This is a genomic window from Xanthomonas cannabis pv. cannabis, from assembly GCF_000802365.1.
GTDB lineage: Bacteria > Pseudomonadota > Gammaproteobacteria > Xanthomonadales > Xanthomonadaceae > Xanthomonas > Xanthomonas cannabis.
On the sequence record NZ_JSZE01000099.1, the window covers coordinates 1 to 25000 of the forward strand.

Genomic DNA, 25000 nt, shown 5'->3' on the forward strand with positions numbered 1-25000 from the left:
GCTCACTGGTGACGCGCACCACTTCACCCTACCCTGTCGCCATGCGCCCTCTCCCCACAACGTTGCTCAACACCACTGCCATCGAGTTGCTGCCTGCCGCCTTGCTGCGCGCGCGCAGCAATGCCGATGCACGCGTGCTGGCGCAGGCCGACTGGCTGCTGCGGCGCAAGCGCGACGGACGCTATCTGGCCGCGCAGCTGGCACAGGGCCTCATGCCGCTGATACCGCGGTTGGCGCGCGAGCCCGGGATGGACGAGGCGCTGGACCGGCTGCACGCCGCCGCCGCCCGCACGCAACCGCCGCACGCCATGACGCTGATGATCGACGGCCTGCAGCGCCGCCTGAGCCGACTCGGGCTGGATGCAGACGGCTACGTGCAACGAACGGGCCTGCAGCTGATCGCCGAGCCGGCGACCTTGCAATCTGCCGGGCGCGATCGCTTCGGCCGCCCGCTCTGGCTCGGCGCAGGCGCCGCGCGCGCCTGGCACCACATGCGCGCGGCAGCGCTGCGAACGGACATCGTGCTGGATGCCATCTCCGGCTACCGCAGTCACGACTACCAGTTGGGAATCCTCGAGCGCAAATTTGCGCGTGGACTTACCCTGGAACAGATCCTCGCAGTCAACGCCGCGCCCGGTTTCAGCGAACATCACAGCGGCGACGCGCTGGATATCGGCACCCCCGGCGAGCCACCGGCGGAAGAGTCGTTTGAGACCACCGCGGCGTTTGCCTGGTTGAACGAGCATGCGGCAGATTTCGGCTACCGCCTGAGCTACCCACGCAACAACCCGCACGGCATCGTCTACGAGCCGTGGCATTGGCGTTGGCATGCTCCCTGACAGACGCGATATGCACGACGCAGTGGCCGCGATGGATCACTCCTGCGAGCGCGGCGTCGGCACCTTGGCTGCCACGCTGAAGTCGGCAATCTTCCACAGATAGAACGCGGCATAGGTGCGGTACGGGCCCCAACGTTCGCCGCGGATGGCCAGCTCCTTTGGCGTCGGCATCTGCGCCTGCCTGTCCACGCGCTGGGCGCCCTTGCGCACGCCCAGGTCATCGATCGGCAGCAGATCCGGCCGGCCCAGGCGGAACATCAGCATCATTTCCACCGTCCAGCGGCCGATGCCACGCACCGGAATCAGTGCCTGGACAATCGCCTCGTCGTCCATGAAAGCGAGCTTGCGCACGGAGGGAATCTGGCCGTCGCACGCGCGGCGTACCAGATCGCGCAACGCCAGCGCCTTGTTGCCGGAAACTCCGCAGCCACGCAATGCCGCATCGTCCACGCGACCGAGGGTATCCGCATGCAGACGCGGCGAGCCGATCGCCGCTTCCACCCGTGCCACGATGGTGGACGCCGCCTTGCCGCTGAGTTGCTGGAACAGGATGGCGCGCGCCAACGCATCCACCGGGTCGAACGGCTTGCGCCACCCCGGCTGCGGGGCGATCGGGCCGATACGCCGCATCCACGCACCCAGGGCGCGATCGCGCCGACTCAGGTGTGCGAACGCCATCTCCACATCGAAGCCGCGGGTATGGCGCGGCATGCTCAGCGCCTCAACGCACCGATGGCCAGCACCACCCAACCCAGCATCAGGCTCATGCCGCCAACGGGCGCCAGGCTGGTCGGCCAATGCAGCAGCGCGCCGCCGACCAGGCTGCCCGAAAACAGGACGGTGCCGAGCAACAACAACGACAGCCCGACCCGCGCCAGTGCACGCGTGTCGGTAGCGCCAAGCACGGTGAGCACCGCGCCGTGCCCGAAGGCGTACAGGGACGCCAGTTGCAGCCGCGACTGCACCAGCGTATCGGACACGCCATGCGAGGCGTAGGCAGACAGGCCCACCGCGGTGGCGGCCAGCAGGCCGCCGCAGAACGCCAGCAACGAGGGGTGTTTCTTGCGACGGTCGAGCAACGACATAAGGGGAGACTTCCTGGCAGCGCCATGGCGCAAAAAAAACGCGCCGCAGGACTGCGGCGCGTTTTGTCTGGATCAGATCATCGTGGTGAGACGATTACTTGATGGCCCAGTAGACGTCGTAGGTGCCGTCCTGCGTAAAGGACTTGTCCACGCCGCCCTTCCACGACTCGTACGGACGCTCGGTCACGTCGTTGCCGCTGGTGGCAGCCCAGGCACGCAGCGAGCTACGCACTGCATCCAGGCCGGCCATATGGCCTGCGTAGGTGGCAAACGCCGAACGGTGCGCCTTGGTGCGCTCGTACTTCACCGGCGCCTCGGACGGGATGTTGACCTTCAGCTCTTCGCCCGTTGCGGCAACCGGGGTTGCATCGACCGGTGCAGCGGCTGCGGCGTCGTCCTTCTTGGCATCAGCCTTGGCGGTATCGGTCTTGGCGTCGGCCTTCGGCGCGCCACCGGCACGCTTGCGGACCGGCTGCACGACGTCGAACGCGTACTTGTCGGTGGCGAAGTCGGTAGTGACGATGCGCACCGGGCCAGCAGTTTCCAGACCATTGGCGTCCATGACGCGCTTGATCCACTCCTGGTTGTCCTTGATCGACTTCTTGATCGTCTCGTTGTCACGATCGATGTTGCCTGCGGTGACGACCAGCAGGTCCTCGGCGGGCACATCGACGATCTTGAGATCGCTCAACACCGGCTTTCCATCCAGCTGCGCGCGGTAGTCGAAATTCGGCACGGTGGCCAAGGCGGTTGCCAGACGCGACAGACCCAGCTTCAGGTCATCGCCCACGTGACGGCTGACATACAAGCCGGCATAGCGACCGAACAGGTTCCAGCCGTACTTGACGCTGTAGTCCTGGGTGATCTTGACGTTCTTGTTGTTCTTGCCGGTCGGAGCCAGAGTGAAATTGGTGACCTTGTCGTAGCCCTTGGTGGGATCTTCGATCGCGATCTCAACACGCTCGTTCTTGACGGTGTTGGTGATTTCCCAGCTGCCCTTGCCGATATAGCCCTCGTTGGAGCTGTACTCGACGCGTGCACCCTTGCCCTCTTCCGGGCCGGCCAGCTTCAGCTGGATCTTCGGGTCACGCAGCACAAGCGGGTTCCAATCCTTGAAACGACGGAAGCTGTTCACGGTGTCGTAAACAATCGTCATCCTGCGGTTGGTCTCAACACTCTCGGACATCTGCCGCTCCGAGGGCAACACCAAGCCCACCACGACAAACAAGCCAGCCACGATCCCCAAGGCGATCAGGAACTCGATAATACGGGTCATTCAGGAGGTCTCCGGGGCCGATCCCACGGCCGGGTTGAGTGAAGCGAAGCCACCATCCTAGCAGGCTTCGAGAAAGATGTTCAGTTGTGCGACGGGTAGCGCGGTCTTGCGGTGTCATCCAGCGCGCGCGACGCCGCGGCGGAACTGCGCAATCCCTGCCTGCGCAAGGGTTTGCGCCGCGCGCGCAGCCATCATGCACATCGTGCGCTGCGTGCGCGTGATGCCGTGCCCGTTGCAGGCGCCGATGGGCGCCGGCACCACGTCTGAACGGGCCGCCGCGGCAACCGGACCACCACCTGCGGCACGCAGGCGGCAGCGGCGGTCACGATCAGACCAGTTGCAGCTCGAACGCCTTCAGCACCGCGCGGGTACGGTCGCGCACGCCCAGTTTGGATAGGATGTTGGAGACGTGATTCTTGATGGTGCCTTCGGCCACGCCCAGCGAGTTGGCGATCTCCTTGTTGGAAAAGCCGCTGGCCATCAGGCGCAGGATCTCGGTCTCGCGGTCGGTGAGCGGATCGGGCCGGTCCAGGCTGACGAACTCGTTGCGCATATGCTCCAGGCCCGAGAGCAGGCGCTGGGTCACTGCCGGCTGCACCAGCGAACCGCCATCGGCCACGGTGCGGATGGCGCCGACCAGCTGTTCCAGCGAGACGTCCTTGAGCAGGTAGCCCTTGGCGCCGGCCTTGAGCCCGGCCAGCACCAGCTGGTCGTCGTCGAAGGTGGTCAGGATGATGGTCGGCGGCAGCGTGCCGTTGCGCGAGAGCATCTGCAGGGCCTCCAGCCCGGACATCACCGGCATGCGCATGTCCATCAGCACCACGTCCGGCCGGATCTGCGGAATCTGCTCCACCGCCTGTTTGCCGTCCGAGGCCTCGGCCACCACCTCGATGCCGTTGTCCAGCGCCAGCAGCGAGCGGATGCCCTGGCGTACCAGGGTTTGGTCGTCGACCAGGCACACACGGATCATCTAAAACACTCCTTGAGTCACGGCCGCCGGCATCAGTGCCGGCGCGCCTGGAACGGAGATGCGCAGGCCGAAGCCGTCACCCCGCCGGGTTTGGATTTCCAGCTGCCCACCATACTGGTTGAGCCGCTCTCGCATGCCGCGCAAGCCATTGCCGGGGGCGACCGTGTCGGCGCCGTGGCCGTCGTCGCGGGCGTCGATCAGCACGCTGTCGGCGTCGCGGCGCACCTGGATCCACAGATTGCGCGCGCCGGCGTGGCGGACCGCATTGGTGATGATCTCCTGGGTGCAGCGCAGCAGCACGTGGGCACGCTCGGGGTCGTCCAGGGTCAGCGGCTGGGCGATGTCCAGGTGGATGTCCAGCGAGGGCACCTGGGTTACCAGGGGGCGCAGCGCCGCCTCCAGGTCGATGGCGCCGCTGTCGCGCAGCTGGCTGACCGCTTCGCGCACGTCGGTGAGCAGCAGCTTGGCCAGGGTATGCGCCTGGCGCACGTGCTCCTGGGCCTGGCCCTCGGTGATGTGGCCGGCCACTTCCAGATTCAGGCTCAGCGCGGTGAGGTGATGGCCCAGCAGGTCGTGCAATTCCCGCGAAATGCGGGTGCGCTCGTTGATACGCGCGCTCTCGGCCAGCAGCGCGCGGGTGGCGCGCAGTTCGGCATTGAGCCGGCGCTGTTCTTCGCGCGCTTCGGTCTGCTGACGGGCCACCAGGCTGGTGACGAAGATGAACATCGAAAAGCCGCCGTAGAGCAGCGACTGCATCAGTGCGGCCAGCAGGGTGAAGTCCGCCCGCAGGTAATAGAACACCGGCAACACCGCCAGCTGGCTCAGCACCAGCCACAGCACGCCCACCCGCAGCGGCAACAGCCACGGGATCACCCCGGCCGCCACCATCATCAGGATGCTGCCCAGGCCGGTGCCACTCAGATAACTCACCGCCAGGGCGCAGATCGTCAGCAGCAACAGCAGTACACGGTCGTACCAGTGTGCGTGGCCGCCACTGCTCAGGCCGCGGGTCAACCAGAAGTAGCTGGCGCCGAAGCCGACGAAGAAGGCCGCCATGATCAGGGCCTCGGCCACGCTGCGATGGTCGCCCTCCTCGGCCGGCGGCCAATACGTGTACACCAGCGGCATGGCGATCATTGCCCAGGTGAACAGGCCGGCGAAGCGCAGGACGCGCGTATGACTGAGGTATCCCAACATGTCCGCATCTTAGGGCCAAGCCGCGCCGCTGCCCTCTTGCCGGAAGTCATGCCTGCACGTCATCGGCGGCGTGCGCGGACTTGCGACGGCGGTGCCTGCGCGGCATCCCGGCGTGCGTGCGCGTGCCTGCCGGGACGCGGCGCGCCATCGCGGTGCGCGCTCCGGGTCGCCGCTTCAGGCCACGCATGTAATAATCCGACGCAGATCCGATTTCGGATCGAGAGCGTTACCCCACGGAGTCCCAATGTCGATCGTCATCCGCGACGTGCGCGAGCACGAGCTCGATTCCGTCCTGGCCCTGAACAACAATGCCGGACTGGCGATCCTGCCGCTGGATTCAAACAAGCTGCAACGGTTCTATGCGCAGGCCGAATATTTCCGCGTCGCCGAGCGCGACGGCAACCTGGCCGGGTTCCTGGTCGGGTTCGGTAGCGGCAGTGCGCACGACAGCAGCAATTTCGCCTGGTTCCGGGACCGTCATCCGGAATTCTTCTATATCGACCGCATCGTGGTCGCCAGCCGCCGCCGCGGTGGTGGCGTGGGCCGCGCGTTCTACGCCGATGTGCAGAGCTACACCGAGCTGCGCTACCCGCAACTGGCCTGCGAGGTGTTCCTGGACCATGGCGCGGATGCGGCGTTGCTGTTCCATGGCAGCTTCGGCTTCCGCGAAGTGGGCCAGAACACCATGCCCGACGTGGATGTGCGCGCCAGCATGCTGCTGAAGGACATGTGCAGCTATCCGTGGGTCAAGGAGACCTATGGCGGCAACCTGCCCGAGGACCTGCCGTGGGTCGGCCGGCCGCGTCATGCCGCCACCGCCAATCAACCGACGGGGGCCTGAGGCGTGTCGAGCGTGAATGTGGATTTTGAGCAGGCCGGCGAACTGAAGATCGGCCAGGTGGGTATTGCCAACCTGCGCATACGTACCTTGGACGTGCCGCGCCTGGTGCGCGAAATGCGCGAACGCGTGAACCGTGCCCCCAAGCTGTTCGGGCGCGCAGCGGTGATCCTGGATTTTGGCGGGTTGTCGCAGGTGCCGGACGTGGCCACCGCCAAGGCACTGCTGGACGGCCTGCGCGATGCCGGCGTGCTGCCGGTGGCCCTGGCCTACGGCACCAGCGAGATCGACCTGCTGTCGCAGCAGCTCGGCGTGCCGCTGCTGGCCAAGTTCCGCGCGCAGTACGAGCCGACTGCAGTCAGCCCGCCGCCACCGCCACCGCCGCCCGCACGCGCCGAACCGGCACCACCCGCCGCGCGCCCGGCACCGGGCCGCATGCAGCGCACCGCGGTGCGTTCGGGCCAGCAGCTGTACGCGGAGAACTGCGACCTGACCGTCCTCAATACGGTGGGTGCGGGGGCGGAGGTCATCGCCGACGGCAGCATCCATATCTACGGTACCCTGCGTGGCCGCGCTCTGGCCGGCGCGCAGGGCAACCCGGACGCGCGCATCTTCTGCCGCGACTTCCACGCCGAACTGGTCGCCATCGCTGGCCACTACAAGGTGCTGGACGATGTTCCCATGGACCTGCGTGGCAAGGCCGTCCAGGTCTGGCTGGAGCAGGATCAGATCAAGATCGCTGCGCTTGATTGACGCGGCCCAACCACAGAAACATTCGGAGAAATCCTTTGGCTGAAATCATCGTAGTCACCTCCGGCAAGGGCGGCGTCGGCAAGACCACCACCAGCGCGAGCCTGGCCTGCGGGCTGGCAAAGCGCGGCAAGAAGGTGGCCGTCATCGACTTCGACGTCGGTCTGCGCAACCTCGACCTGATCATGGGCTGCGAGCGGCGCGTGGTGTACGACTTCGTCAACGTCGTGCATGGCGAAGCCACGCTCAAGCAGTCGCTGATCAAGGACAAGCGCTTCGACAACCTGTACGTGCTGGCGGCCTCGCAGACGCGCGACAAGGATGCGCTGACCCAGGAAGGCGTGGAAAAGGTGCTCAAGGATCTGGCCGCCGACGGTTTCGATTACATCGTCTGCGATTCGCCGGCCGGTATCGAAAAGGGCGCGTTCCTGGCGATGTATTTCGCCGACCGCGCGGTGGTGGTGGTCAACCCGGAAGTGTCCTCGGTGCGCGACTCCGACCGCATCATCGGCCTGCTCGACTCCAAGACCCGCAAGGCCGAGGAAGGCAAGGCGGTACCGGCCTTCCTGCTGCTGACCCGTTACAGCCCCGGCCGCGTGGAAGGCGGCGAGATGCTGAGCATCACCGACGTGGAAGAAGTGCTGGGACTCAAGGCCATCGGCGTGATTCCCGAGTCCGGCGATGTGCTCAATGCCTCCAACAAGGGCGAGCCGGTGATCCTGGACGCCGAATCCCCGGCCGGTCAGGCGTATGACGACGCAGTCGCCCGCATCATGGGCGAGGAGCGCCCGATGCGATTCACATCCGTGGAGAAGAAAGGCTTCTTCAGCAAGCTGTTCGGAGGGTAAGCATGGGCCTGCTCGATTTTCTCAAGAGCAAGAAGAACACCGCCGAGACGGCCAAGAACCGCCTGCAGATCATCATTGCGCAGGAGCGCAACCACCGTGGCGGGCCGGATTACCTGCCGCTGATGCAGCGCGAATTGCTGGAAGTGATCAAGAAATACGTCAACATCGATGCCGATGCGGTGCGGGTTGATCTGGTCAAGGATGGCGAACACGACGTGCTCGATATCACGGTCGCGCTGCCGGAAGACGGCGACAAGTAAGCGACCTCGCGCTGCCGCCATGCCGTCCGCCCACACGGGCGCGCTGCATGGCCGCAGCGGCGACCTTCTGCCGACGGTACCGTGTTCGCACGGTACCGTTTTGGTGTCTGTCCCACCGCGCCCTGCGGCGCGCCCGACCGCGAGCGACTGCGCGTGACTGCTGACCCTGCCCCGGTGCCTGATGCTTCCCAAGTGCTGTGCGTGGCCGATATCGGCCTGGAGGCGCCGACGGCGTTGCTCGGCCGCTACGGCCTGCGCCTGCACCGCGTCGACGCGGGCGCACCGATTCCCGGCAGTTTCTGGGGCGAACCGGAGGCCGGCATCATCGGCTGCGATGTCTATGTGCGCGATGACACCCCGGTGCATTCGATGCTGCATGAAGCCGGGCACCTGATCGTGTTGCCAGCCGACAGGCGTGCAGCCGTGCACACCGATGCCACCGATTCGGTGGATGAGGAAGACGCCACCTGCTACCTGCAGATCCTGCTCGCCGAACAGCTGCCCGGGGTGGGCAGCGCGCGGTTGATGGCCGACATGGACGCCTGGGGCTACACCTATCGCCTGGGCTCCACGCGCGCCTGGTTCGAGCAGGATGCCGAGAACGCGCGCAGCTGGTTGAACGCGCGCGGGTTACTGCCTGCCTGAGGCCGGTGCACCCGCCGTGCTGGCACCGACCAGATCCAGCGTGGCCACCGTGCCCTGCCCTGCATCGGATGCAAGGCTCAGCTTCCAGCCCAGGTGCTCGCACAGCCGGCCGATCAGCTCCAGCCCGATGCCATTGCCCTGGCGTGCATTGCCGCGCGCCAAGCGGGCGTAGATGGCGCTGACTTCTTCCGGCGTCATGCCGTGGCCCGGGTCGGCGATGCGCACCATACCCGGTGCCGAGAGCGAAATCCGGATGATGCCGCGGTCGCTGTTTTCGATGGCATTGCGCAGCAGATTGCCGATGGCGGTCTGCACGATGGCCACCGGCGCGGTCAGGCTGCAGGCCGGCAGCGGGTCGATGACCAGCTGCAGGTCCTTGTCGGCACACAGATGCGCATGGTCGGCAACGATGTCCGGCAGTAGCTGATCCAGCCGCAGCGTATCGCTGCTGCGCACCAGCCGGCCCGGGTCCTTGGCCAGCACCAGTAACAAGGTGATCAGCTGCTCCACCGCCGCGCTGGTCTGGGCGATGCGCTGCAGCTGATGACGCACCGCCGGCGGCGTGCCGGGTTGTTCGAGCGCCAGCTCCACCGCATTGCCGATCACCGCGATCGGCGTGCGCAGCTCGTGGCTGGTGCTGTCGACGAAGGCGCGTTCGCGCTCGACGAAGTGGCTGTTGCGCTCCAGATAATCGTTGAGCGCATCGGCGATGACGTATAGCTCGGCGCTGCCCTGTGCGCCCACCGCAATCTGCTGCGCGCGCTGCTCCGGGCGCAACGCGCCGATGTCGCGGGCCAGTTCCACCAGCGGGCGCACCAGGCGCGCCATCGCATAGGTACCCATCAGCACGGTGATGCCGATCAGCGCGATGCCGGCGGCCAGCATCCAGCGGGTCAGGAACTTTTCCAGCGCCTCGAAATCGGTGATGTCCAGCACCAGCGCCAGGCGGCCGGCCTGGGGGGTATCGCGCACCATCACAGCGCTCTGGCGGCCGGCCACCTCGAGCTCGTCGTGCAGACCCGGGTGCAGGGTGCGCAGCACCGGCGGCACGCCTGACGAGCCATCGATGCGGTACAGCCGCAAGGTGTCCGAGTCCTGCCAGCGGTAGTCCGGATTCTGCGTGCTGCGGTCGAGGATGCTGTCCAGCTCGGAGTTCAGCAGCGAGCGCCACACGCCATGCTCTGCGCGCTCGTGCAGGTACTGCGCGGTGCCGAACACCGCCAGCGTCATCAGCAGCGTGTACCCGAACAGCCACACCATGACGCGGCGGCCCAGCGGGCGCTGCTTAGCCATCGACGCTGTCGCTGTGTGCGGGCTCGCTGCCGCTGTCGAGCTCGGCCAGGCGGTAGCCGAGCCGCGGCAGGGTATGGATCAACTTCTGCGCGAACGGGCCGTCCACGCTGCGGCGCAATTCGTAGATATGCGAACGCAGCATGTCGCCATCGGGCGGGTCGTCGCCCCACAGCGATTGCTCCAGCCGCTGCCGGGTCACCGCCGCCGGGCTGGCCTGCATCAGCACCTCCAGCAATTTGCGGCAGGCCGGATACAGGTGCAGCGCCTGGCCGGCGCGGGTGGCCTCCAGCGTGGCCAGATCCAGGCGCAGGTCGGCCACCTGCAACAGCTTGCCGCGGCGGCGGCCGTGCGCGCGCGCCAGCAAGGCGTCGATGCGCACTTCCAGCTCGGGCAGCGCGAACGGTTTGGTCAGGTAGTCGTCGGCGCCGGCGCGGAAGCCGGCGATCTTGTCGGGCAGCTCGTCACGGGCGGTGAGCATGATCACCGGCAATTCGGACTGATGCTGCTCGCGCAGGCGGCGCAACACTTCCGGGCCGTCCATGCGCGGCATCATCCAGTCCAGCACCAGCACGTCGTACTGCTGGGTTGTGGCCAGGTGCAGGCCGGTGACGCCGTCGGGCGCTGCGTCCAGGGTGTGCCCGCGCGCTTCGAAATAGTCGAACAGGTTGGCAACCATGTTGCGGTTGTCTTCGATGACCAGCAGCCGCATGCGCGCGATTCCAGAACGGCCCGACCGGGACGGTGTGCGCATCCTAACCGAGGCAAGCCGAACGCGGCCGGTATTGCCGGAGCGCCTCGCAATCGGGTGTGCTCAAGACCCCGTCACGCTGCAACGCCTGCACTGCGGCGTGCGATCCGCTTGCGCGGTTCCGACAAATTTCCGACCTGTTTGCCAGATAGTGTGTGCCCGCATTCACTCAGGGCGTGCGCGTGTCGGCTGCCATCTCTGCCTTCTCATCCCGCCAGCGCGCGCTGATGACCGCGTTGCTGTTGATCGTGATCAGCCTGCTGGCCGGGCTGGGCATGCGCCAGCCCAACCCGCCGGACGAGCCGCGCTTTGTGCTGGCCGCGCGCACGATGGTCGAAAGCGGCCAGTGGCTGCTGCCGCACCGGGGCAGCGAGCTGTATGCGGAAAAGCCGCCGGTGTTCATGTGGCTGCAGGGCGCCACCTACACGCTGATCCCGCATTGGCCAATCGCGTTTCTGCTGCCTTCGCTGCTGGCCGCGCTGGCCACGCTGTGGCTGACCTGGGACATGACCCGCCGGCTGTGGAACCGGCGCGTGGCGGTGTATGCGCTGCTGGCCTTGTTCACGGTGCTGCAGTTCGGCCTGATGGCCAAGCGTGCGCAGATCGACATGGTGCTGGTGGCGCTGACCACACTCTCGCTGTGGGGGCTGCTGCGGCATGTGTTGCGCGGGCCGGACTGGCGCGCCTGGACGCTGGGGCTGTTTGCCGCCGGCATCGGCACGGTGACCAAGGGCGTCGGCTTCCTGCCGCTGTTGCTGCTGTTGCCTTGGATGGCGCTGCCACGCCGGCACTGGAGCGTGTTGCCGGCCCGTGCGCAGGCAGGGCGCAGCTGGCTGCTGGTGCTGCCGGCGTTCGTGGCCGGTACGGCGGTGTGGCTGGGGCCGCTGTGCATTGCGCTACTGCACAGCGACGACCCGCAGCTGCACGCTTACGCGCACGAGTTGTTGTTCAAGCAAACCGGCACGCGGTACGCGCACGCCTGGCATCACGTCAAACCGTTCTGGTACTACCTGCAGGTGATCGCCACCTTGTGGCTGCCCGGCTGCCTGTTGCTGCCGTGGCTACTGCCGGCCTGGTGGCGGCGACTGCGCCGCGGCGACCCACGCTATGTGCTGCTGCTGGCCTGGAGCGTATTGGTGCTGCTGTTCTTCAGCGCCAGCCCGGGCAAGCGCGAGGTCTATATCTTTCCGATGTTGCCGGCGTTGTGCGTTGCAGCCGCGCCGCTGCTGGCCGGGCTGTTGCGCCGACGCGGCGTGCGCGTGTTGCTGGGCGGTTATGTGCTGCTGCTTGCGCTCGCCGGGTTGATCCTTGGAGGCGGCATCGCGCTGCATCTGCACTGGGCGGAAAACCCGGCACTGAAACGCGGGATGGAACTGGCTTCGCTGCAGTCGGTGGGGTTCTGGCTGATCGGCCTGGGCGTGGTCGGCCTGGCTGCACTCCTCTGGTCGCGCGGCAGACGCGCGGGCACCGCGTTGGTGGTGACGACCGCCGCGCTATGGATGGTGTACGGCCTGGGCCTGATGCCGGCGCTGGACCCGTACAGTTCGTCCGCGCGTCTGATGCAGCGGGTGGGCCAGCGCATCGGGCCGGACGCGGAGTTGGGCATGCTGGCCTGGCGCGAGCAGAACCTGCTGCAGGCCGATCGCCCGGTCACCGACTTCGGCTTCAAGGCGAGTTGGCAACAGCAATGGGCTCACGCTGGCCCGTGGCTTGCGCAAGCGCCGCAAAAACGCTGGTTATTCGTGCTCAAGCAGGCGGTACCGGCATGCATCGATCCGGCGCAACGCATCGATATCGGCGAATCCAATCGCAATCAATGGCAGTTGGTGCCGGGCACGGCATGGCACGCCGGTTGCATCGCCACTGCGTCCGACAGCGAACAAACCGGTAGCGACGGCGAGACAGACTGAACGCTCGGTAGCGGGTTAACGACTGAGCAACTCCGGTCCGACCGCTCTCCGACATCCGGGTTTCGAAGATGCCGGGCATCGACACAGACCGACATCTCGATGAGCTCGTTTCCTCTCCATGCGCCCAGCGTGGCGCACACCGCCGGCGATCTGCAGCCGCAGTTTCTTGTTCGGCATCTATGGCTGCCGCTGGCCTGCGTGCTGTTGGCGAGTGCGCTACTGATGGGCGCCGATGGCGACCAGTGGATTGCCGACGCGCTGTATCGGCTGGAAGGCGGGCATTGGCTGCTCAAGGACCATTGGTTTACCAGCGGCGTGATCCACCGTGTGGGCAAAGGGTTGAGCACGACTGCCGGTGTCAGCGTGTTGGTGCTGGCCAGCCTTGCGTGGTGCCGGCCGCGTCTGAAGGGATTGCGCTGGCCGCTGACGTATCTGGCCGCATCGGTCGCACTGTCGACCTCGCTGGTGTCGTTGCTCAAGTCGTGGACTGCGATGGACTGCCCGTGGGATCTGAGTCGCTATGGCGGCACGCACGCGATGATCGGGCTGTTTGAATCGCGCAACGGCATTGCTGCGTCCGGTTGTTTTCCGGCAGGCCATGCCAGTGCCGGTTATGCGTGGGTGGCGCTGTATTTCTGTGCGCTGGCGCTCCGTCCTGCATGGCGCTTTGCAGGCTTGTTCGCAGGCTTGGCAGCAGGTCTCATTTTCGGTGTTGCGCAACAACTGCGTGGCGCGCATTTTCTCTCGCACGATGTCTGGTCGTTGGCGGTGTGCTGGGTGAGCGCACTGGCACTGTACGGCGTGATGTTGCAACGACCGCGTCGCGCGCTTGGTTTGATGTTGCTATCGGGGGACGCAGCATGAGCACCTGGTTACCGGAACCGCGCAGGCGTAGTGGCCTGCGCGCGCTGACATGGAGTACGCGGCCGACGGTGTCGACCGAAGCGCTGGTATTGCTGTCGAGCCTGTTTTTCGCGCTGGTGTGCAACCAGCTGTTCTGGCGCACGGCGATGGCCACGCATCCGGGCAGCCTTGGATTTGCGGTGTCGCTGATGGCGCTGCTGGTGGCCGTGCATGCGCTACTGCTGGGGGTGCTGGTCTGGCGATGGAATGCCAAGCCGCTGCTCACGCTGCTGCTGTTCACCACCGCCCTGGCCGCGCACTACATGGACAGCTACAACGTCTATCTGGATGCGGACATGCTGCGCAACGTGCTGCATACCGACCACAAGGAGTCGCGCGAGCTGCTCACGCCCGGACTGATCCTACCGTTGGTGGGCTACTTCCTGATCCCGACCACGTTGCTGTGGCGCACGCGTCTGCGCGCTCGCAGCGTGGGCAAGGCGTTCCTGGTGCGGGTGGGGTTTTTGCTGGCGGTCGCGCTGGTGGGCGCTGCGGGCACGCTGCTGTCGTCGCAGGATATTTCGGCATTGATGCGCAACCACCGTGAGGTGCGCTATCTGGCCACGCCGATCAACTACATCGTGGCGCTGCGGCAGAACCTCAAATCCGAATCGCCGATCAAGCATGCGCCCAAGCAGCCGATCGAACACGACGCCACGGCCACGCCGCGCGCTGCCGGCAGCCGCCCGCGCCTGTTGCTGCTGGTGCTGGGCGAAACGGCGCGTGCGCAGAACTGGGGCCTCAACGGCTATGCGCGCCAGACCACCCCTGAGCTGGCCCAGGCCGGGGTCATCAACTTCCCGGACATGCATTCGTGCGGTACCAGCACCGAGGTCTCGGTGCCCTGCATGTTTTCGCCATTCGGCCGCCGCGACTACAACGAAGACAGGATCCGCGGGCATCAATCGTTCCTGCATGTGCTCGAACACGCCGGCATCTCCACGCTGTGGCGCGACAACCAGTCCGGCTGCAAGGGTGTATGCGACGGGCTGGAACTGCAGAAGCTCGACGACGCCACCACGCCGGGCCTGTGCGCCGATGGCCGCTGCATGGACGAAATCCTGCTAAGCGATCTGGCCACGCAGGTGCGGGCAAAGCCCGGCGACCGGGTGGTGGTGCTGCATCAACTGGGCAGCCACGGCCCGAGCTATTTTGAACGCTATCCGGCGCACTTCGAACGCTTCAAGCCCGTCTGCAGGACCGCAGACCTGGGCAGCTGCAGCCGCCAGAGCATCGTCAATGCCTACGACAACTCGATCAGCTACACCGACCATTTCCTCAACCAGGCCATCCACACCTTGCGTGGGCTGCAGGACTACGACACGGCCATGATTTATCTCTCCGACCATGGCGAATCGCTGGGCGAAAAAGGCCTGTACCTGCATGGCGTGCCGTATGCGATCGCGCCCAAGGAGCAGACCCATGTGCCGATGGTGATGTGGTTCTCGCCGGAGTTCGCGCGCGACCGCGGCCTGGACGAGGCCTGCCTGCGCCACCGCGCCGGGCAGTACACCGATCAGGATGCCCTGTTCCCTTCGGTGCTGGGCCTGATGCAGGTCAGGACCAGCGTGTATGCGCGCGAGCGGGACGTGTTCGCGCAATGCACGGGCAAGCGCTGAGCTGAGCGCGCCCATGCCTTCGGCCCGCGCAGCAGGCGGGCGCGGGCGGTGCTCGGCGCCGCATGTCCACCTGCGGCGTTGCAGCTTGGGCACCGATCACGCCGCCTGACCCTGGTCTGCCAGGGCCTGCGCGTGCGCCAACCGTTCTGCGGATCGCCTCCCGGATCGATCGTCGCGGCGTGATGCCCACCGCCGCACCGCTTGCCCTGAAGACCGGCGCGCTCTAGCCTTCGCCGGACTTCACCGCAAGGACCACCCGTGAATCCTCGTCTGCTGTTGCTGGCGCTGGCCGTTGCCGCCGGCACGTTGTCGCTGTCGGCCTGTCGCAAGGATGCCGCACCGCCAGTCACGCCGGCCGCACCCAACGCCGCGCCGGGCGAAACTGCCGACCAGTTCGTTGCGCGCATCAGCGCCGAGTACAAGGCGGCCTACCCGGAAGTCACCGCGGCGCAGTGGCTGTCGTCCACCTACATCAACGGCGATTCGCAACTGCTGGCCGCCAAGGCCAACGAGCGTTCGCTGGCGCAGCTGGATCGCTGGATCGAACAATCCAAGCACTACGCGGGCACGCCAATGTCGGCCGACAGCGCGCGTGCGCTGCAGTTGCTCAAATTGATGAGCGCCCTGCCCGCTCCGCGCGACCCGGCCAAACTGGCCGAACTCACCCGCATCGCCGCCAAGATGGAAGGCGACTACGGCGCCGGAACCTATTGCGTGGGCGATGGCGAGCAACGCCGCTGCCGCCAGCTGGGCGAGCTGGAGCAGGTACTGGCCAGCAGCCGCGACTACAACGAACAACTCGATGCCTGGCAGGGCTGGCATCGCACCGCGCAGCCGATGCGCAAGGACTACCAGCGCTTTGTCGAGCTGGCCAACGAAGGCGCGCGCGGCCTGGGGTTTGCCGATGTCGGCGTGATGTGGCGCAGCGGCTACGACATGCCGCCGCAGCAGCTGGCCAGCGAAACCGACCGCCTGTGGGAGCAGGTCAAACCCCTGTACGCACAGCTGCAGTGCTATGCGCGCGGCAAGCTGGACACGCAATACGGCAAGGACAAGGGCGAGGTGGCCGGCGGCCTGCTGCCGGCGCATCTGATGGGCAACATGTGGCAGCAGGACTGGAGCAATCTGTGGGACCTGTTGCAGCCCTACCCCGGCGCCGGCGATCTGGACATCACTTCGGCCCTGGAAAAGCAGTACCAGGGCAATCTGAGCGCAGTGCTGGCACGCAATACCGGTGGCGACGGCGGCACCGCGGCACGCTTCAACGCCGAGCGCGAGGCGCAGCTGCGCACCGCCAGGCAGATGACCGAGCGCGCGCAGGATTTCTACACCTCGCTGGGCATGCCCAAGTTGCCGGACACCTACTGGCAGCGCTCGCAGTTCATCAAACCGCTGGACCGCGATGTGGTCTGCCACGCCAGTGCCTGGGACATGAACATGGGCGGCGAGGCGAACCAGAACATCGGTGCGGATGTGCGCACCAAGATGTGCATCAAACCTACCGAGGAAGACTTCACCACCATCTACCACGAGCTGGGCCACATCTATTACGACCTGGCCTACAACCCGTTGCCGCCGCTGTTCCAGAACGGTGCCAACGATGGATTTCATGAAGCGATCGGCGACACCATCGTGCTGGCGATGACGCCCAGGTATCTGCAGTCGATCGGCATGGTGGGCGAACAACAGGCCGGCCGCGAGGCGTTGATCAACTCGCAGATGCGCATGGCCTTGAGCAAGGTGGCATTCCTGCCGTTCGGCCTGATGATCGACCGCTGGCGCTGGGGGGTGTTCGATGGCTCGATTCCGCCGGAGCGCTACAACCAGGCCTGGTGGGAACTGAAAGCCCGCTATCAAGGCGTGGCGCCGGCAACCGCGCGCGACGAAGCGTTCTTCGATGCCGGCGCCAAATACCATGTGCCGGGCAACACCCCCTACACGCGCTACTTTCTGGCTCACATCCTGCAATTCCAGTTCTACAAGGGCCTGTGCCAGGCCGCCGGCCACCAGGGTCCGTTGTACGAGTGCAGCTTCTACGGCAACAAGGACGCCGGGCAGAAATTCTGGTCGATGCTGCAACGTGGAGCGAGCCAGCCGTGGCAGACCACGCTGAAGGAACTCACCGGCAGCGACAGACTCGACGCCGGCCCGATGCTGGAATATTTCGCACCGATGAGCGAGTGGCTGAAGCAGCAGAACCAGGGGCAGATGTGCGGGTGGCAGGCGCCTGCGCCTGCTGCCGCGAGCAACGCGCCTGCGCCTGCCGCGCTGCACTGACGCGCCGCTGTCGCTGCGGCATGCGGCGGCCGTCACCAGGGCCGCCGCCTAACGTTCCTTTGATAAACGCCTAAAACGCCGGCGATATACTGCGCGCCCGCTGCACAGGCGCAGCATGCAGGAAGCATCCTAATGAGCAACGCCTACACCGGCCCGGACGCGCGCGATGTGGACCGCAACACGCAGTTCATCGACGATGCGAACGATCGCGCGTTCGACCCGACCTACAGCAGCTCCAACAGCGAATACGCGGCGAAGGTGGGAAGCGGCACCGTCTCGGTCACCCCGGCAGAGCAGTCGGCCAAATATTCGCAGACCAGCGAGCAGAGCAGCGGCAGCCCGACGCAGCCACTGGGCGAGACCAGCCTGCGTCGCGGCGGCGCGCTGAGCGCAGGCATGCTCAGCGATGCCGATGCAAAGACCACCACCTTCAGCCTTGAGGCCGACGCACAGACCGGCCAGCACCAAAGCCTGCAATCCAAGCTCGGCGACAGCAAGCTGAGCATCGAGGCAGGCGCCAGTGCCGGGCAGCGCATGCGCTACGTAGTGACGCTGCCCGGTGTCGATCAACCGCTGGAAGCCGCCAGGCGAGTCAATCCGCTGCAGCCGGAGAGCCTTCCGATCGGCGCACGCGCGGTGATGGACACCCAGACTTTTGTGCAGCGCGAATCCTCGGCAAGCCTGCGATCGCTGACCACGCAGAGCGAGATCACCGAAGCCAGCGGCCGCAGCTACATGATCGAACGCGTCGACGAGCGCCACGTGCGGGTGGTGACTGGGCCGAACGCGGCCATCGAGGCGGTGAATGCGTTGGGCATCAAGGCCGGACCGGCGCAGGCCCTGCTCGGACGCGCCGACTCCCTGGGCCAGTCGCAGGTGCACAGCGCGCAGTTCGACCTGGCCGATCCGCGTGGGCTTGCGGCCATGGGTGCGTTCGTGCGCGAGGGCAAGATTGCCCCGGGCGTGCCCGGCGTCGATGACATGCAGACGCTGGAACGGATCAATTTCAGCTCGCAGCAGCGTCTGCAGCTGGAACTGGGCCCGCTCAGCGCCGATGTCGCCGGCAACCGCAACCAAGGCAGCCAGGTGCGCATCAGCACGCCGGGCCAGGACGGCTACACCGTGGTGCAACAGCTGCAGTACGGCGACAACGTGCCGCTGACGATCGTGCGCGAGTACGACGGCAACGATGCCGAACGCGTGGAGCAGCGCAGCTACCGTTTCCAGATCGATGGCGATGTGGCCGCGCCGGGCTTGTTGCAGCGCCTGGGCGGGCGCAACGAGGCCAGCGAGGAAAAGGCGATCGCGCAGACCCTCAACAGCGCGTTGAGCGGCGACATGGCGGGCACTGGCGCAATCGCGCCAGGGCAGAAAACCACGCTGGAATTCAGCGAGGTGCAGATGCAGGCGCTGCTGGAGCAGACCCGCGCCAGCGCCGACGCCGGCAAGATCGGCGGCAGCGCGTTGACGGCGCTGGTCGGCGACCGCAACGCCCCGTCGCAGTCGCCCGAGCAGTTCGCAATCGCGATGGCGCGCAATGTCGGTGGATCGCCTTATGGGTTTGCCGAGCGGCTGCAGCGCATCGCCGACGGTGCCGACGGAACATACGACGGCCAGCTGCAGCGTGTGGATGCCACCGTACTGCCGCGACCGACGGACGCCACCCCGACGCTGCCGGACCCGCGCGATGCAACGCACCCGGATCATGCGTTGCTGCAGCAATGCACGGCGGCAGTGGAGCGCCTGCAGGCGACACCCGGCCCCGCGGCCGGGATGGACAGCGAACGCCTGGCCTTGGGGTCGGTGGTAGCCGCACGCGAGAATGGCTTGCAGCGGGTCGATCACGTGCTACTCGGCAACGATCCCGCGCGCGGGTTCGTGGTGCAGGGAGCGCTCGACTCGCCAGCGCATCTGCGAGGCAGCTTCGACGCCAAGGCTGTGCAGGAGGAGCCCATCGCCAACAGCCTGCAACGCCTGCAGGCGCTGGAATCCAGCACGGAGCGCGATGCCGCCACACAGGCGCAGGCGTCGCAGCAGGAAACGCAGCGACAGGCGCAGGCGCGCTAAGCTGCGTGCTGGGGACTGCACCTGGATTCCCCTATCGAAAAAGTCGATCACGCGTAGCCAACCACGATGTTGGCCCCATGCGCTGGACGGGGAACGATGGTCTGCTGGCTGGCCGGTGATACCGCGCGCCACACCTGCCAGGCAGCGGATCTAACACCGGCCTGCTGCACATCCTTGCAGCAGGCACAGCAACCGGTAACCCGTTCTAAACGCCGCATCTCTCAAGGCACCAGCGAAGGCACACGGCGAGCGTGGCTCAATTGAGCTTGGCGCCGCCCTGCAGCCGCTCGCTCAACTTGGTCTTGAATTGTTCGAACTCCATGCCGTCGGCCCGGGCTTCGGCGTGCGCGGCGTCCTTGAGGGCGTCCGAGTAGGTCAGGCGCACCGGCGTGCCCTGGCGTTCGTGCAGTTCGGCCGCGCGCATGATCAGCGCCAGTACCTGGGCGGCGCTGGTGCTTTCGCCGGCGATGCGGCCGTCCATGCCCAGCACCCATTCGCCGTCGCGGCGGACGATACCGGCCAGCAGGGTGCGTTGCTGGTCGCGGAGTTCTGCATGCGGTTCGATCGGCGAGTCGGCCGTGGCCTTGGCGGCAGCCTGGTTGCGCTGGCGCTCGGCGGCGCGTTTGCGGGCATCGCGGCGCAACTTGGAATCGGTGGACATGCGGGCTCCTGTCAGGTCAAAGGTGGTCGGCCGGCTCCAGAGGCACTGCCTCGGTGGCCTGGCGGTGCCGTAGACGGCGGCCGCTGCGGCGCTCCCAACGCCAGAATAGCCAGCCCAGCAAGAAAAAACCGGTCATGCCGATTGCCAGATGCCGCGGGTGTTCACTCAGCAGCGGCGACAGCACGCCGGCCACCACGGTATTGGTCATCAACTGGGTAAAGGCCTGCAGCGAGGACGCCAGCCCGCGCTGCTGCGGGTACATGTCCAGCACAGCCAGTGCCAGGATCGGGAAGATCAGCGCCATGCCGACGCCGGCCAGGAAGATCGGCAGCACCGCCCAGGGCAACGCGATCTGCGTCACCGACAAGGTGTAGCCCAGGTTGGCGAGCGCTGCCACGCCGCAGCAGATGAAGCCGATGCGGATCTGCCGCACCGGCTCCATGCGTCCGGCCATGCGCCCGGACAGGAACGAACCCAGCGTCATGCCGCCGATGGTGGGAATGAACAGCCAGGCGAAGTCGCCCTCGCCCAGACCCAGGTGCTGCATGATCAGCACCGGCGCCGAGGCGATGTACAGGAAGATGCCGGCGAAATTGAACGACCCGGCCGCGGCCAGCCGCTGGAAGCGCGGATTGAAGCCGATGCGCACGTAGTCCTGCAGCAGGCGCTTGAACTGCAGCGGTGTGCGTGCCTCCACCGGGTGGGTTTCCGGCAGCCAGGTCATGGTGGCCACCAGCAGCACCAGCCCGAACACCACCAGAAACCAGAAGATCAGCGGCCAGCCGGCACCGCTGAGCAAAATCCAGCCGCCGATGATCGGCGCGATGGCCGGCGCGATGCCGAAGATCATCGACACCTGGCTCATCAGCCGCTGCGCGTCCGGGCCATGGAACAGGTCGCGGATCACCGCCCGCCCGACGATCATGCCCACCCCGGCCGACAGGCCCTGCAAGGCGCGGAACGCCAGCAGCGTGGGCAGGTCCTGCGACAGCGCGCAGCCGATCGAGCCGGCAATGAACAGCACCAGCCCGCCCAGGATCACCCGCTTGCGGCCCCAGGCATCGGACAGCGGCCCGTGCGCGATGCTCATCACGCCATAGGCCAGCAGGTAGACGCTGATGGTCTGCTGGATCGCCACCTGGTCCACCGCCAGGCTGCGGCTGAGCCGCGAGAACGCCGGGAAGATGGTGTCGATGGAAAACGGGCCGAACATCGCCAGCCCGGCGAGCAGCAGCGCCATGCGCCGGGTGGAGGGCGTGGTGGGGGTCATGCAGGGATCCGAAACGTGATGCATCCGGGACGCACGCCGGCATCCGCCGGGGCGGCGCCGGATAGCGCGTGAGGGCGCCGATGATAGGCGCTTGCGCCGGCGAGGTTAAGCAAACCCAAGTGCACGGGCCGTTGCCGGCGGCCCACGCGGGCCCGCCATCATGCGCAGCCACGCTATAATCGGCCGGCAACACGGTGGGAGAAGCGGCACCGCCGCTGCCGAAGGCGCAACAGCCCGTAATCGCTCAGGCCCGATACCATCCGCAGTACAACTCTGGAGAGACCGGCCGATGCCGGCGCCGAAGGGGCACGGAACGCAGGCAGGCCAGGCGCCATGCCGCGTTTTTAAACTCTCAGGCAAAAGGACAGAGGGGCGCGAGGAAGACCGTCGCTACGGCGGGTTGCGGTGCGCCATGCGCGCCGGGCCGGCTGCGGGACGCGTCGACCATTCGTCTGTCCCCTGCCCCGGATGCCCGCCATGTCCCAGACCCCGTCTTCCCTGCGCGACCTCGAACACCACGGCGCGTTCGTCGAACGCCATATCGGCCCCAACGACGCGGAAATCGCGCAGATGCTCAAGGTGGTCGGCCACGCCTCGCTGGATGCGCTCACCGACGCCATCGTGCCGGGCAACATCAAGTCGCCGGCCGCGCTGGCGCTGCCCGATGCCATCACCGAAGAAGAAGCGCTGGCCAAGATCCGCGCCATCGCCGGCAAGAACCAGGTGCAGCGCACCTTCATCGGCCAGGGCTACTACGGCACCCATACGCCCAAGGTGATCCTGCGCAACATCCTGGAAAACCCGGCCTGGTACACCGCCTACACGCCGTACCAGGCAGAGATTTCGCAGGGCCGCATGGAAGCGCTGATCAACTTCCAGACCCTGTGCGCGGATCTGACCGGCATGCAGATCGCCAACGCCTCGCTGCTGGACGAAGCCACCGCCGCGGCCGAAGCGATGACGCTGGCCAAGCGCTCGGCCAAATCGAAGTCCGACACCTTCTTCGTGCACGACGCGGTGCATCCGCAGACGCAGGAACTGCTGCGCACGCGCGCCGAGCCGCTGGGCATCGTGCTGCGCGTGGGTACGCCGGACGAAGCGCTGCAGGCCGAATGCTTCGGCGTGCTGCTGCAGTACCCGGACAGCTTCGGGCATATCGGCGATCACGCCGCGCTGGCCGAGGCGGTGCATGCGCAGGGCGGCCTGGTCGCGGTGGCCACCGACCTGCTCGCGCTGACCCTGATTGCCGCGCCCGGCGAATGGGGCGCGGACATCGTGGTCGGCAACTCGCAGCGCTTTGGCGTGCCGTTCGGCTTTGGTGGCCCGCATGCGGCGTTTATGGCCTGCCGCGATGCCTACAAGCGTTCGATGCCGGGCCGCCTGATCGGCGTGTCGATCGATGCCGCCGGCAACCCGGCGTATCGCTTGACCCTACAGACCCGCGAGCAACATATCCGCCGCGAGAAGGCCACCTCCAACATCTGCACCGCGCAAGTGCTGCTGGCGGTGATGGCCTCGATGTACGCGGTCTACCACGGCCCCGATGGCCTGACCCGCATCGCGCGCCGCACCCATCGCCTGGCCGCGATCCTGGCGGCCGCACTGCGCAGCGCCGGCGTCACCGTGGGCGAGCATTTCTTCGACACCCTGCACGTCAAGGCAATCGATGCCGACGCCATCCACGCCCGCGCGCGTGCGGCCGGCATCAACCTGCGCGCCATCGACAGCGAAGCGGTCGGTATCAGCCTGGACGAAACCACCACGCGCGCCGACGTGGTCGCGCTGGCGCAGCTGTTCGGTGCCACGGCCGATGTGGACGCGCTGGATGCCGCCACCGCCGATGCACTACCGCAAGGCCTGCTGCGCACGACGCCGTTCCTGACCCACCCGGTGTTCAACACCCACCACAGCGAGCACGAACTGCTGCGCTACATGCGTTCGCTGGCCGACAAGGACCTGGCGATGGATCGCACCATGATCCCGCTGGGCAGCTGCACCATGAAGCTCAACGCCACCGCCGAAATGATCCCGGTGACTTGGCCGGAGTTCGGCGCGATCCATCCGCTGGCCCCGGCCGAACAGTCGGCCGGGTACGCGCAGCTGATCGACGAGCTGGAAGCGATGCTGGTCGAATGCACCGGCTACGACGCGGTGAGCCTGCAGCCCAATTCCGGCGCGCAGGGCGAGTACGCCGGCCTGCTGGCAATCCGTGCCTATCACCGCTCGCGCGGCGAAGCGCATCGCGACATCTGCCTGATCCCGGAGTCTGCACACGGCACCAACCCGGCCTCCGCGCAGATGTGCGGCATGACCGTGGTGGTCACCAAGTGCGATGCCAACGGCAACGTCGATGTCGAAGACATCCGCGCCAAGGCGGAGAAATACTCCGACCGCCTGGCCGCGCTGATGATCACCTACCCGTCCACGCACGGCGTGTTCGAAGAAGACGTGGTGGCGATCTGCGAAGCCGTGCATGCGCATGGCGGCCAGGTGTACACCGACGGCGCCAACATGAACGCGCTGGTCGGCGTGGCCAAGCCCGGCAAGTGGGGCTCGGACGTGTCGCACCTGAATCTGCACAAGACCTTCTGCATTCCGCACGGCGGCGGCGGCCCGGGCGTGGGCCCGTGTGCGGTCAAATCGCATCTGGCGCCGTTTCTACCGAGAACGCTGGGCGGCGAAGGCGATGTGGGCATGGTCAGCGCGGCCAGCTATGGCTCCGCCTCCATCCTGCCGATCAGCTGGATGTACGTGACCATGATGGGCAGCGCCGGCCTGCGCAAGGCCACGCAGGTGGCCCTGCTCAATGCCAACTACATCGCCAAGCGCCTGGCCCCGCACTACAAGACGCTGTACACCGGCCGCAACGGGCTGGTGGCGCATGAATGCATCCTCGACGTGCGCCCGTTGGAGAAGACCAGCGGCATCGGCGCCGAAGACATCGCCAAGCGGTTGATCGACTTCGGCTTCCACGCGCCGACCTTGAGCTTCCCGGTCGCCGGCACCTTGATGGTGGAGCCGACCGAAAGCGAATCGCAGCAGGAGCTGGACCGCTTCATCGACGCGATGATCCAGATCCGCGAAGAGATCCGCGCCATCGAGGACGGCCGCCTGGACCGCGAGGACAACCCGCTCAAGCACGCCCCGCACACTGCCACGCAGGTGTCGGCCAGCGAGTGGACCCATGCCTACCCGCGCGAACTGGCCGCCTTTCCGCTGCCCAGCCTGAAGCAGCAGAAGTACTGGCCGCCGGTGGCGCGCGTGGACAACGTCTATGGCGACAAGAACGTGATGTGCGCCTGCATCCCGGTGGACGCGTACAAGGAAGACGCCGAAGCCTGAGTAGCGCCACGCATGCTGTAAACAAAAAACCCAGCCGGGAACGGCTGGGTTTTTTGTTGTGCGCAAGGCGCCTCGTTCATTTGCCTGGCCTACACGTGCAGTCGGGATGATGGCGGACGTCCTTACCGCACTGGCAGAGCCTCGCACATGCTTGAACTGAAACATCTCGGCGCCGTGCTGCTGGCCGCCTGCATGTTGGGCG

21 protein-coding genes and 1 riboswitch are annotated in these 25000 nt (G+C 66.6%); of the genes, 12 read left to right on the top strand and 9 right to left on the bottom strand.

Annotated features, from left to right (window positions below; all coding sequences use genetic code 11):
* The first annotated feature begins 41 nt into the window (after nucleotides 1-41).
* Nucleotides 42-839, top strand: a complete 798-nt coding sequence (locus OZ10_RS15665) for a M15 family metallopeptidase (protein WP_039409830.1) — start codon at nucleotides 42-44, stop codon at nucleotides 837-839.
* A gap of 36 nt (nucleotides 840-875) precedes the next feature.
* On the opposite strand, the gene OZ10_RS15670 is transcribed toward OZ10_RS15665, so the two are convergent.
* The 5 genes from OZ10_RS15670 to OZ10_RS15690 all read right to left on the bottom strand — a co-directional run bounded on the left by OZ10_RS15670 (nucleotide 876) and on the right by OZ10_RS15690 (nucleotide 5367).
* Nucleotides 876-1550: a DNA-3-methyladenine glycosylase family protein gene (locus OZ10_RS15670; RefSeq protein ID WP_039409828.1), complete on the bottom strand. Its 675-nt coding sequence runs from the start codon at nucleotides 1548-1550 to the stop codon at nucleotides 876-878.
* 2 nt (nucleotides 1551-1552) lie between these two features.
* Nucleotides 1553-1924, bottom strand: a complete 372-nt coding sequence (locus tag OZ10_RS15675) for a DUF423 domain-containing protein (protein ID WP_039409825.1) — start codon at nucleotides 1922-1924, stop codon at nucleotides 1553-1555.
* Nucleotides 1925-2018: 94 nt separating this feature from the next.
* Nucleotides 2019-3200, bottom strand: coding sequence for a polyketide cyclase (locus OZ10_RS15680; RefSeq protein ID WP_039409823.1), 1182 nt, complete (start codon nucleotides 3198-3200; stop codon nucleotides 2019-2021).
* Nucleotides 3201-3528: 328 nt separating this feature from the next.
* Nucleotides 3529-4170, bottom strand: coding sequence for a response regulator (locus tag OZ10_RS15685; protein WP_039409820.1), 642 nt, complete (start codon nucleotides 4168-4170; stop codon nucleotides 3529-3531).
* The gene (locus tag OZ10_RS15690) at nucleotides 4171-5367 is read right to left on the bottom strand and encodes a sensor histidine kinase (protein ID WP_039409817.1); all 1197 of its coding nucleotides are present in this window, start codon (nucleotides 5365-5367) and stop codon (nucleotides 4171-4173) included.
* A 244-nt stretch (nucleotides 5368-5611) separates the two neighbouring features.
* Here OZ10_RS15690 and OZ10_RS15695 point away from each other — a divergent pair, with 244 nt between their 5' ends.
* The 5 genes from OZ10_RS15695 (at nucleotide 5612) to OZ10_RS15715 (ending at nucleotide 8708) form a co-directional block, all read left to right on the top strand.
* Nucleotides 5612-6208, top strand: coding sequence for a GNAT family N-acetyltransferase (locus OZ10_RS15695; protein WP_039409814.1), 597 nt, complete (start codon nucleotides 5612-5614; stop codon nucleotides 6206-6208).
* Between the two features lie 3 nt (nucleotides 6209-6211).
* Complete coding sequence (gene minC, locus OZ10_RS15700; protein WP_039409811.1) at nucleotides 6212-6958, top strand: septum site-determining protein MinC; 747 nt, start codon at nucleotides 6212-6214, stop codon at nucleotides 6956-6958.
* A gap of 35 nt (nucleotides 6959-6993) precedes the next feature.
* Entirely contained in the window at nucleotides 6994-7803 is an 810-nt protein-coding gene (gene minD / locus OZ10_RS15705; RefSeq protein WP_012444318.1) for a septum site-determining protein MinD, read from the top strand.
* 2 nt (nucleotides 7804-7805) lie between these two features.
* Complete coding sequence (minE, locus tag OZ10_RS15710) at nucleotides 7806-8063, top strand: cell division topological specificity factor MinE (RefSeq protein ID WP_011036323.1); 258 nt, start codon at nucleotides 7806-7808, stop codon at nucleotides 8061-8063.
* 153 nt (nucleotides 8064-8216) lie between these two features.
* A complete protein-coding gene (locus OZ10_RS15715; protein ID WP_039409866.1) occupies nucleotides 8217-8708 on the top strand; it encodes a hypothetical protein in 492 nt (163 codons plus the stop codon).
* On the opposite strand, the gene OZ10_RS15720 is transcribed toward OZ10_RS15715, so the two are convergent.
* Nucleotides 8694-10001 carry a sensor histidine kinase gene (locus OZ10_RS15720; RefSeq protein ID WP_039565784.1) on the bottom strand — a complete coding sequence of 436 codons (1308 nt, stop codon included), beginning with the start codon at nucleotides 9999-10001 and terminating at the stop codon, nucleotides 8694-8696. The two genes, OZ10_RS15715 and OZ10_RS15720, sit on opposite strands and share 15 nt — an antisense overlap.
* Nucleotides 9994-10710, bottom strand: a complete 717-nt coding sequence (locus OZ10_RS15725; protein WP_039409800.1) for a response regulator transcription factor — start codon at nucleotides 10708-10710, stop codon at nucleotides 9994-9996. The genes OZ10_RS15720 and OZ10_RS15725 overlap by 8 nt, the downstream gene beginning before the upstream one ends.
* Before the next feature lie 215 nt (nucleotides 10711-10925).
* On the opposite strand from OZ10_RS15725, the gene OZ10_RS15730 reads away from it, so the two are divergent.
* The 5 genes from OZ10_RS15730 (at nucleotide 10926) to OZ10_RS15750 (ending at nucleotide 19525) form a co-directional block, all read left to right on the top strand.
* The gene (locus tag OZ10_RS15730; RefSeq protein WP_039409797.1) at nucleotides 10926-12659 is read left to right on the top strand and encodes an ArnT family glycosyltransferase; all 1734 of its coding nucleotides are present in this window, start codon (nucleotides 10926-10928) and stop codon (nucleotides 12657-12659) included.
* Between the two features lie 99 nt (nucleotides 12660-12758).
* Complete coding sequence (locus OZ10_RS15735; protein WP_039409795.1) at nucleotides 12759-13523, top strand: phosphatase PAP2 family protein; 765 nt, start codon at nucleotides 12759-12761, stop codon at nucleotides 13521-13523.
* On the top strand, nucleotides 13520-15181 hold the full coding sequence (locus OZ10_RS15740) for a phosphoethanolamine transferase (protein ID WP_039565786.1): 1662 nt from the start codon (nucleotides 13520-13522) through the stop codon (nucleotides 15179-15181). Before OZ10_RS15735 ends, OZ10_RS15740 begins: the two co-directional genes overlap by 4 nt.
* A gap of 258 nt (nucleotides 15182-15439) precedes the next feature.
* A complete protein-coding gene (locus tag OZ10_RS15745; protein WP_039409788.1) occupies nucleotides 15440-17458 on the top strand; it encodes a M2 family metallopeptidase in 2019 nt (672 codons plus the stop codon).
* A gap of 132 nt (nucleotides 17459-17590) precedes the next feature.
* Nucleotides 17591-19525, top strand: a complete 1935-nt coding sequence (locus OZ10_RS15750; protein WP_039565789.1) for an XVIPCD domain-containing protein — start codon at nucleotides 17591-17593, stop codon at nucleotides 19523-19525.
* Between the two features lie 256 nt (nucleotides 19526-19781).
* Here the strand turns inward: OZ10_RS15750 and OZ10_RS15755 are convergent, their stop codons facing one another.
* Together OZ10_RS15755 and OZ10_RS15760 are read right to left on the bottom strand one after the other, a co-directional pair.
* Entirely contained in the window at nucleotides 19782-20186 is a 405-nt protein-coding gene (locus tag OZ10_RS15755; RefSeq protein WP_039409783.1) for a hypothetical protein, read from the bottom strand.
* Nucleotides 20187-20202: 16 nt separating this feature from the next.
* On the bottom strand, nucleotides 20203-21456 hold the full coding sequence (locus OZ10_RS15760) for a multidrug effflux MFS transporter (protein ID WP_039565791.1): 1254 nt from the start codon (nucleotides 21454-21456) through the stop codon (nucleotides 20203-20205).
* Nucleotides 21457-21719: 263 nt separating this feature from the next.
* Nucleotides 21720-21834, top strand: a riboswitch (glycine riboswitch).
* A 90-nt stretch (nucleotides 21835-21924) separates the two neighbouring features.
* Between OZ10_RS15760 and gcvP the strand changes: the two genes are divergently transcribed.
* Nucleotides 21925-24798, top strand: coding sequence for an aminomethyl-transferring glycine dehydrogenase (gene gcvP / locus OZ10_RS15765; RefSeq protein WP_202903026.1), 2874 nt, complete (start codon nucleotides 21925-21927; stop codon nucleotides 24796-24798).
* Nucleotides 24799-25000: the final 202 nt, after the last annotated feature.

Bases quoted from the DNA above. Each gene is read 5' to 3' on its own strand.
- OZ10_RS15665 (WP_039409830.1), top strand. From the start codon at position 42: ATGCGCCCTCTCCCCACAACGTTGCTCAACACCACTGCCATCGAGTTG.
- OZ10_RS15670 (WP_039409828.1), bottom strand. From the start codon at position 1,550: ATGCCGCGCCATACCCGCGGCTTCGATGTGGAGATGGCGTTCGCACAC.
- OZ10_RS15675 (WP_039409825.1), bottom strand. From the start codon at position 1,924: ATGTCGTTGCTCGACCGTCGCAAGAAACACCCCTCGTTGCTGGCGTTC.
- OZ10_RS15680 (WP_039409823.1), bottom strand. From the start codon at position 3,200: ATGACCCGTATTATCGAGTTCCTGATCGCCTTGGGGATCGTGGCTGGC.
- OZ10_RS15685 (WP_039409820.1), bottom strand. From the start codon at position 4,170: ATGATCCGTGTGTGCCTGGTCGACGACCAAACCCTGGTACGCCAGGGC.
- OZ10_RS15690 (WP_039409817.1), bottom strand. From the start codon at position 5,367: ATGTTGGGATACCTCAGTCATACGCGCGTCCTGCGCTTCGCCGGCCTG.
- OZ10_RS15695 (WP_039409814.1), top strand. From the start codon at position 5,612: ATGTCGATCGTCATCCGCGACGTGCGCGAGCACGAGCTCGATTCCGTC.
- minE (WP_011036323.1), top strand. From the start codon at position 7,806: ATGGGCCTGCTCGATTTTCTCAAGAGCAAGAAGAACACCGCCGAGACG.
- OZ10_RS15720 (WP_039565784.1), bottom strand. From the start codon at position 10,001: ATGGCTAAGCAGCGCCCGCTGGGCCGCCGCGTCATGGTGTGGCTGTTC.
- OZ10_RS15725 (WP_039409800.1), bottom strand. From the start codon at position 10,710: ATGCGGCTGCTGGTCATCGAAGACAACCGCAACATGGTTGCCAACCTG.
- OZ10_RS15735 (WP_039409795.1), top strand. From the start codon at position 12,759: ATGAGCTCGTTTCCTCTCCATGCGCCCAGCGTGGCGCACACCGCCGGC.
- OZ10_RS15740 (WP_039565786.1), top strand. From the start codon at position 13,520: ATGAGCACCTGGTTACCGGAACCGCGCAGGCGTAGTGGCCTGCGCGCG.
- OZ10_RS15750 (WP_039565789.1), top strand. From the start codon at position 17,591: ATGAGCAACGCCTACACCGGCCCGGACGCGCGCGATGTGGACCGCAAC.
- OZ10_RS15755 (WP_039409783.1), bottom strand. From the start codon at position 20,186: ATGTCCACCGATTCCAAGTTGCGCCGCGATGCCCGCAAACGCGCCGCC.
- OZ10_RS15760 (WP_039565791.1), bottom strand. From the start codon at position 21,456: ATGACCCCCACCACGCCCTCCACCCGGCGCATGGCGCTGCTGCTCGCC.
- gcvP (WP_202903026.1), top strand. From the start codon at position 21,925: ATGCCCGCCATGTCCCAGACCCCGTCTTCCCTGCGCGACCTCGAACAC.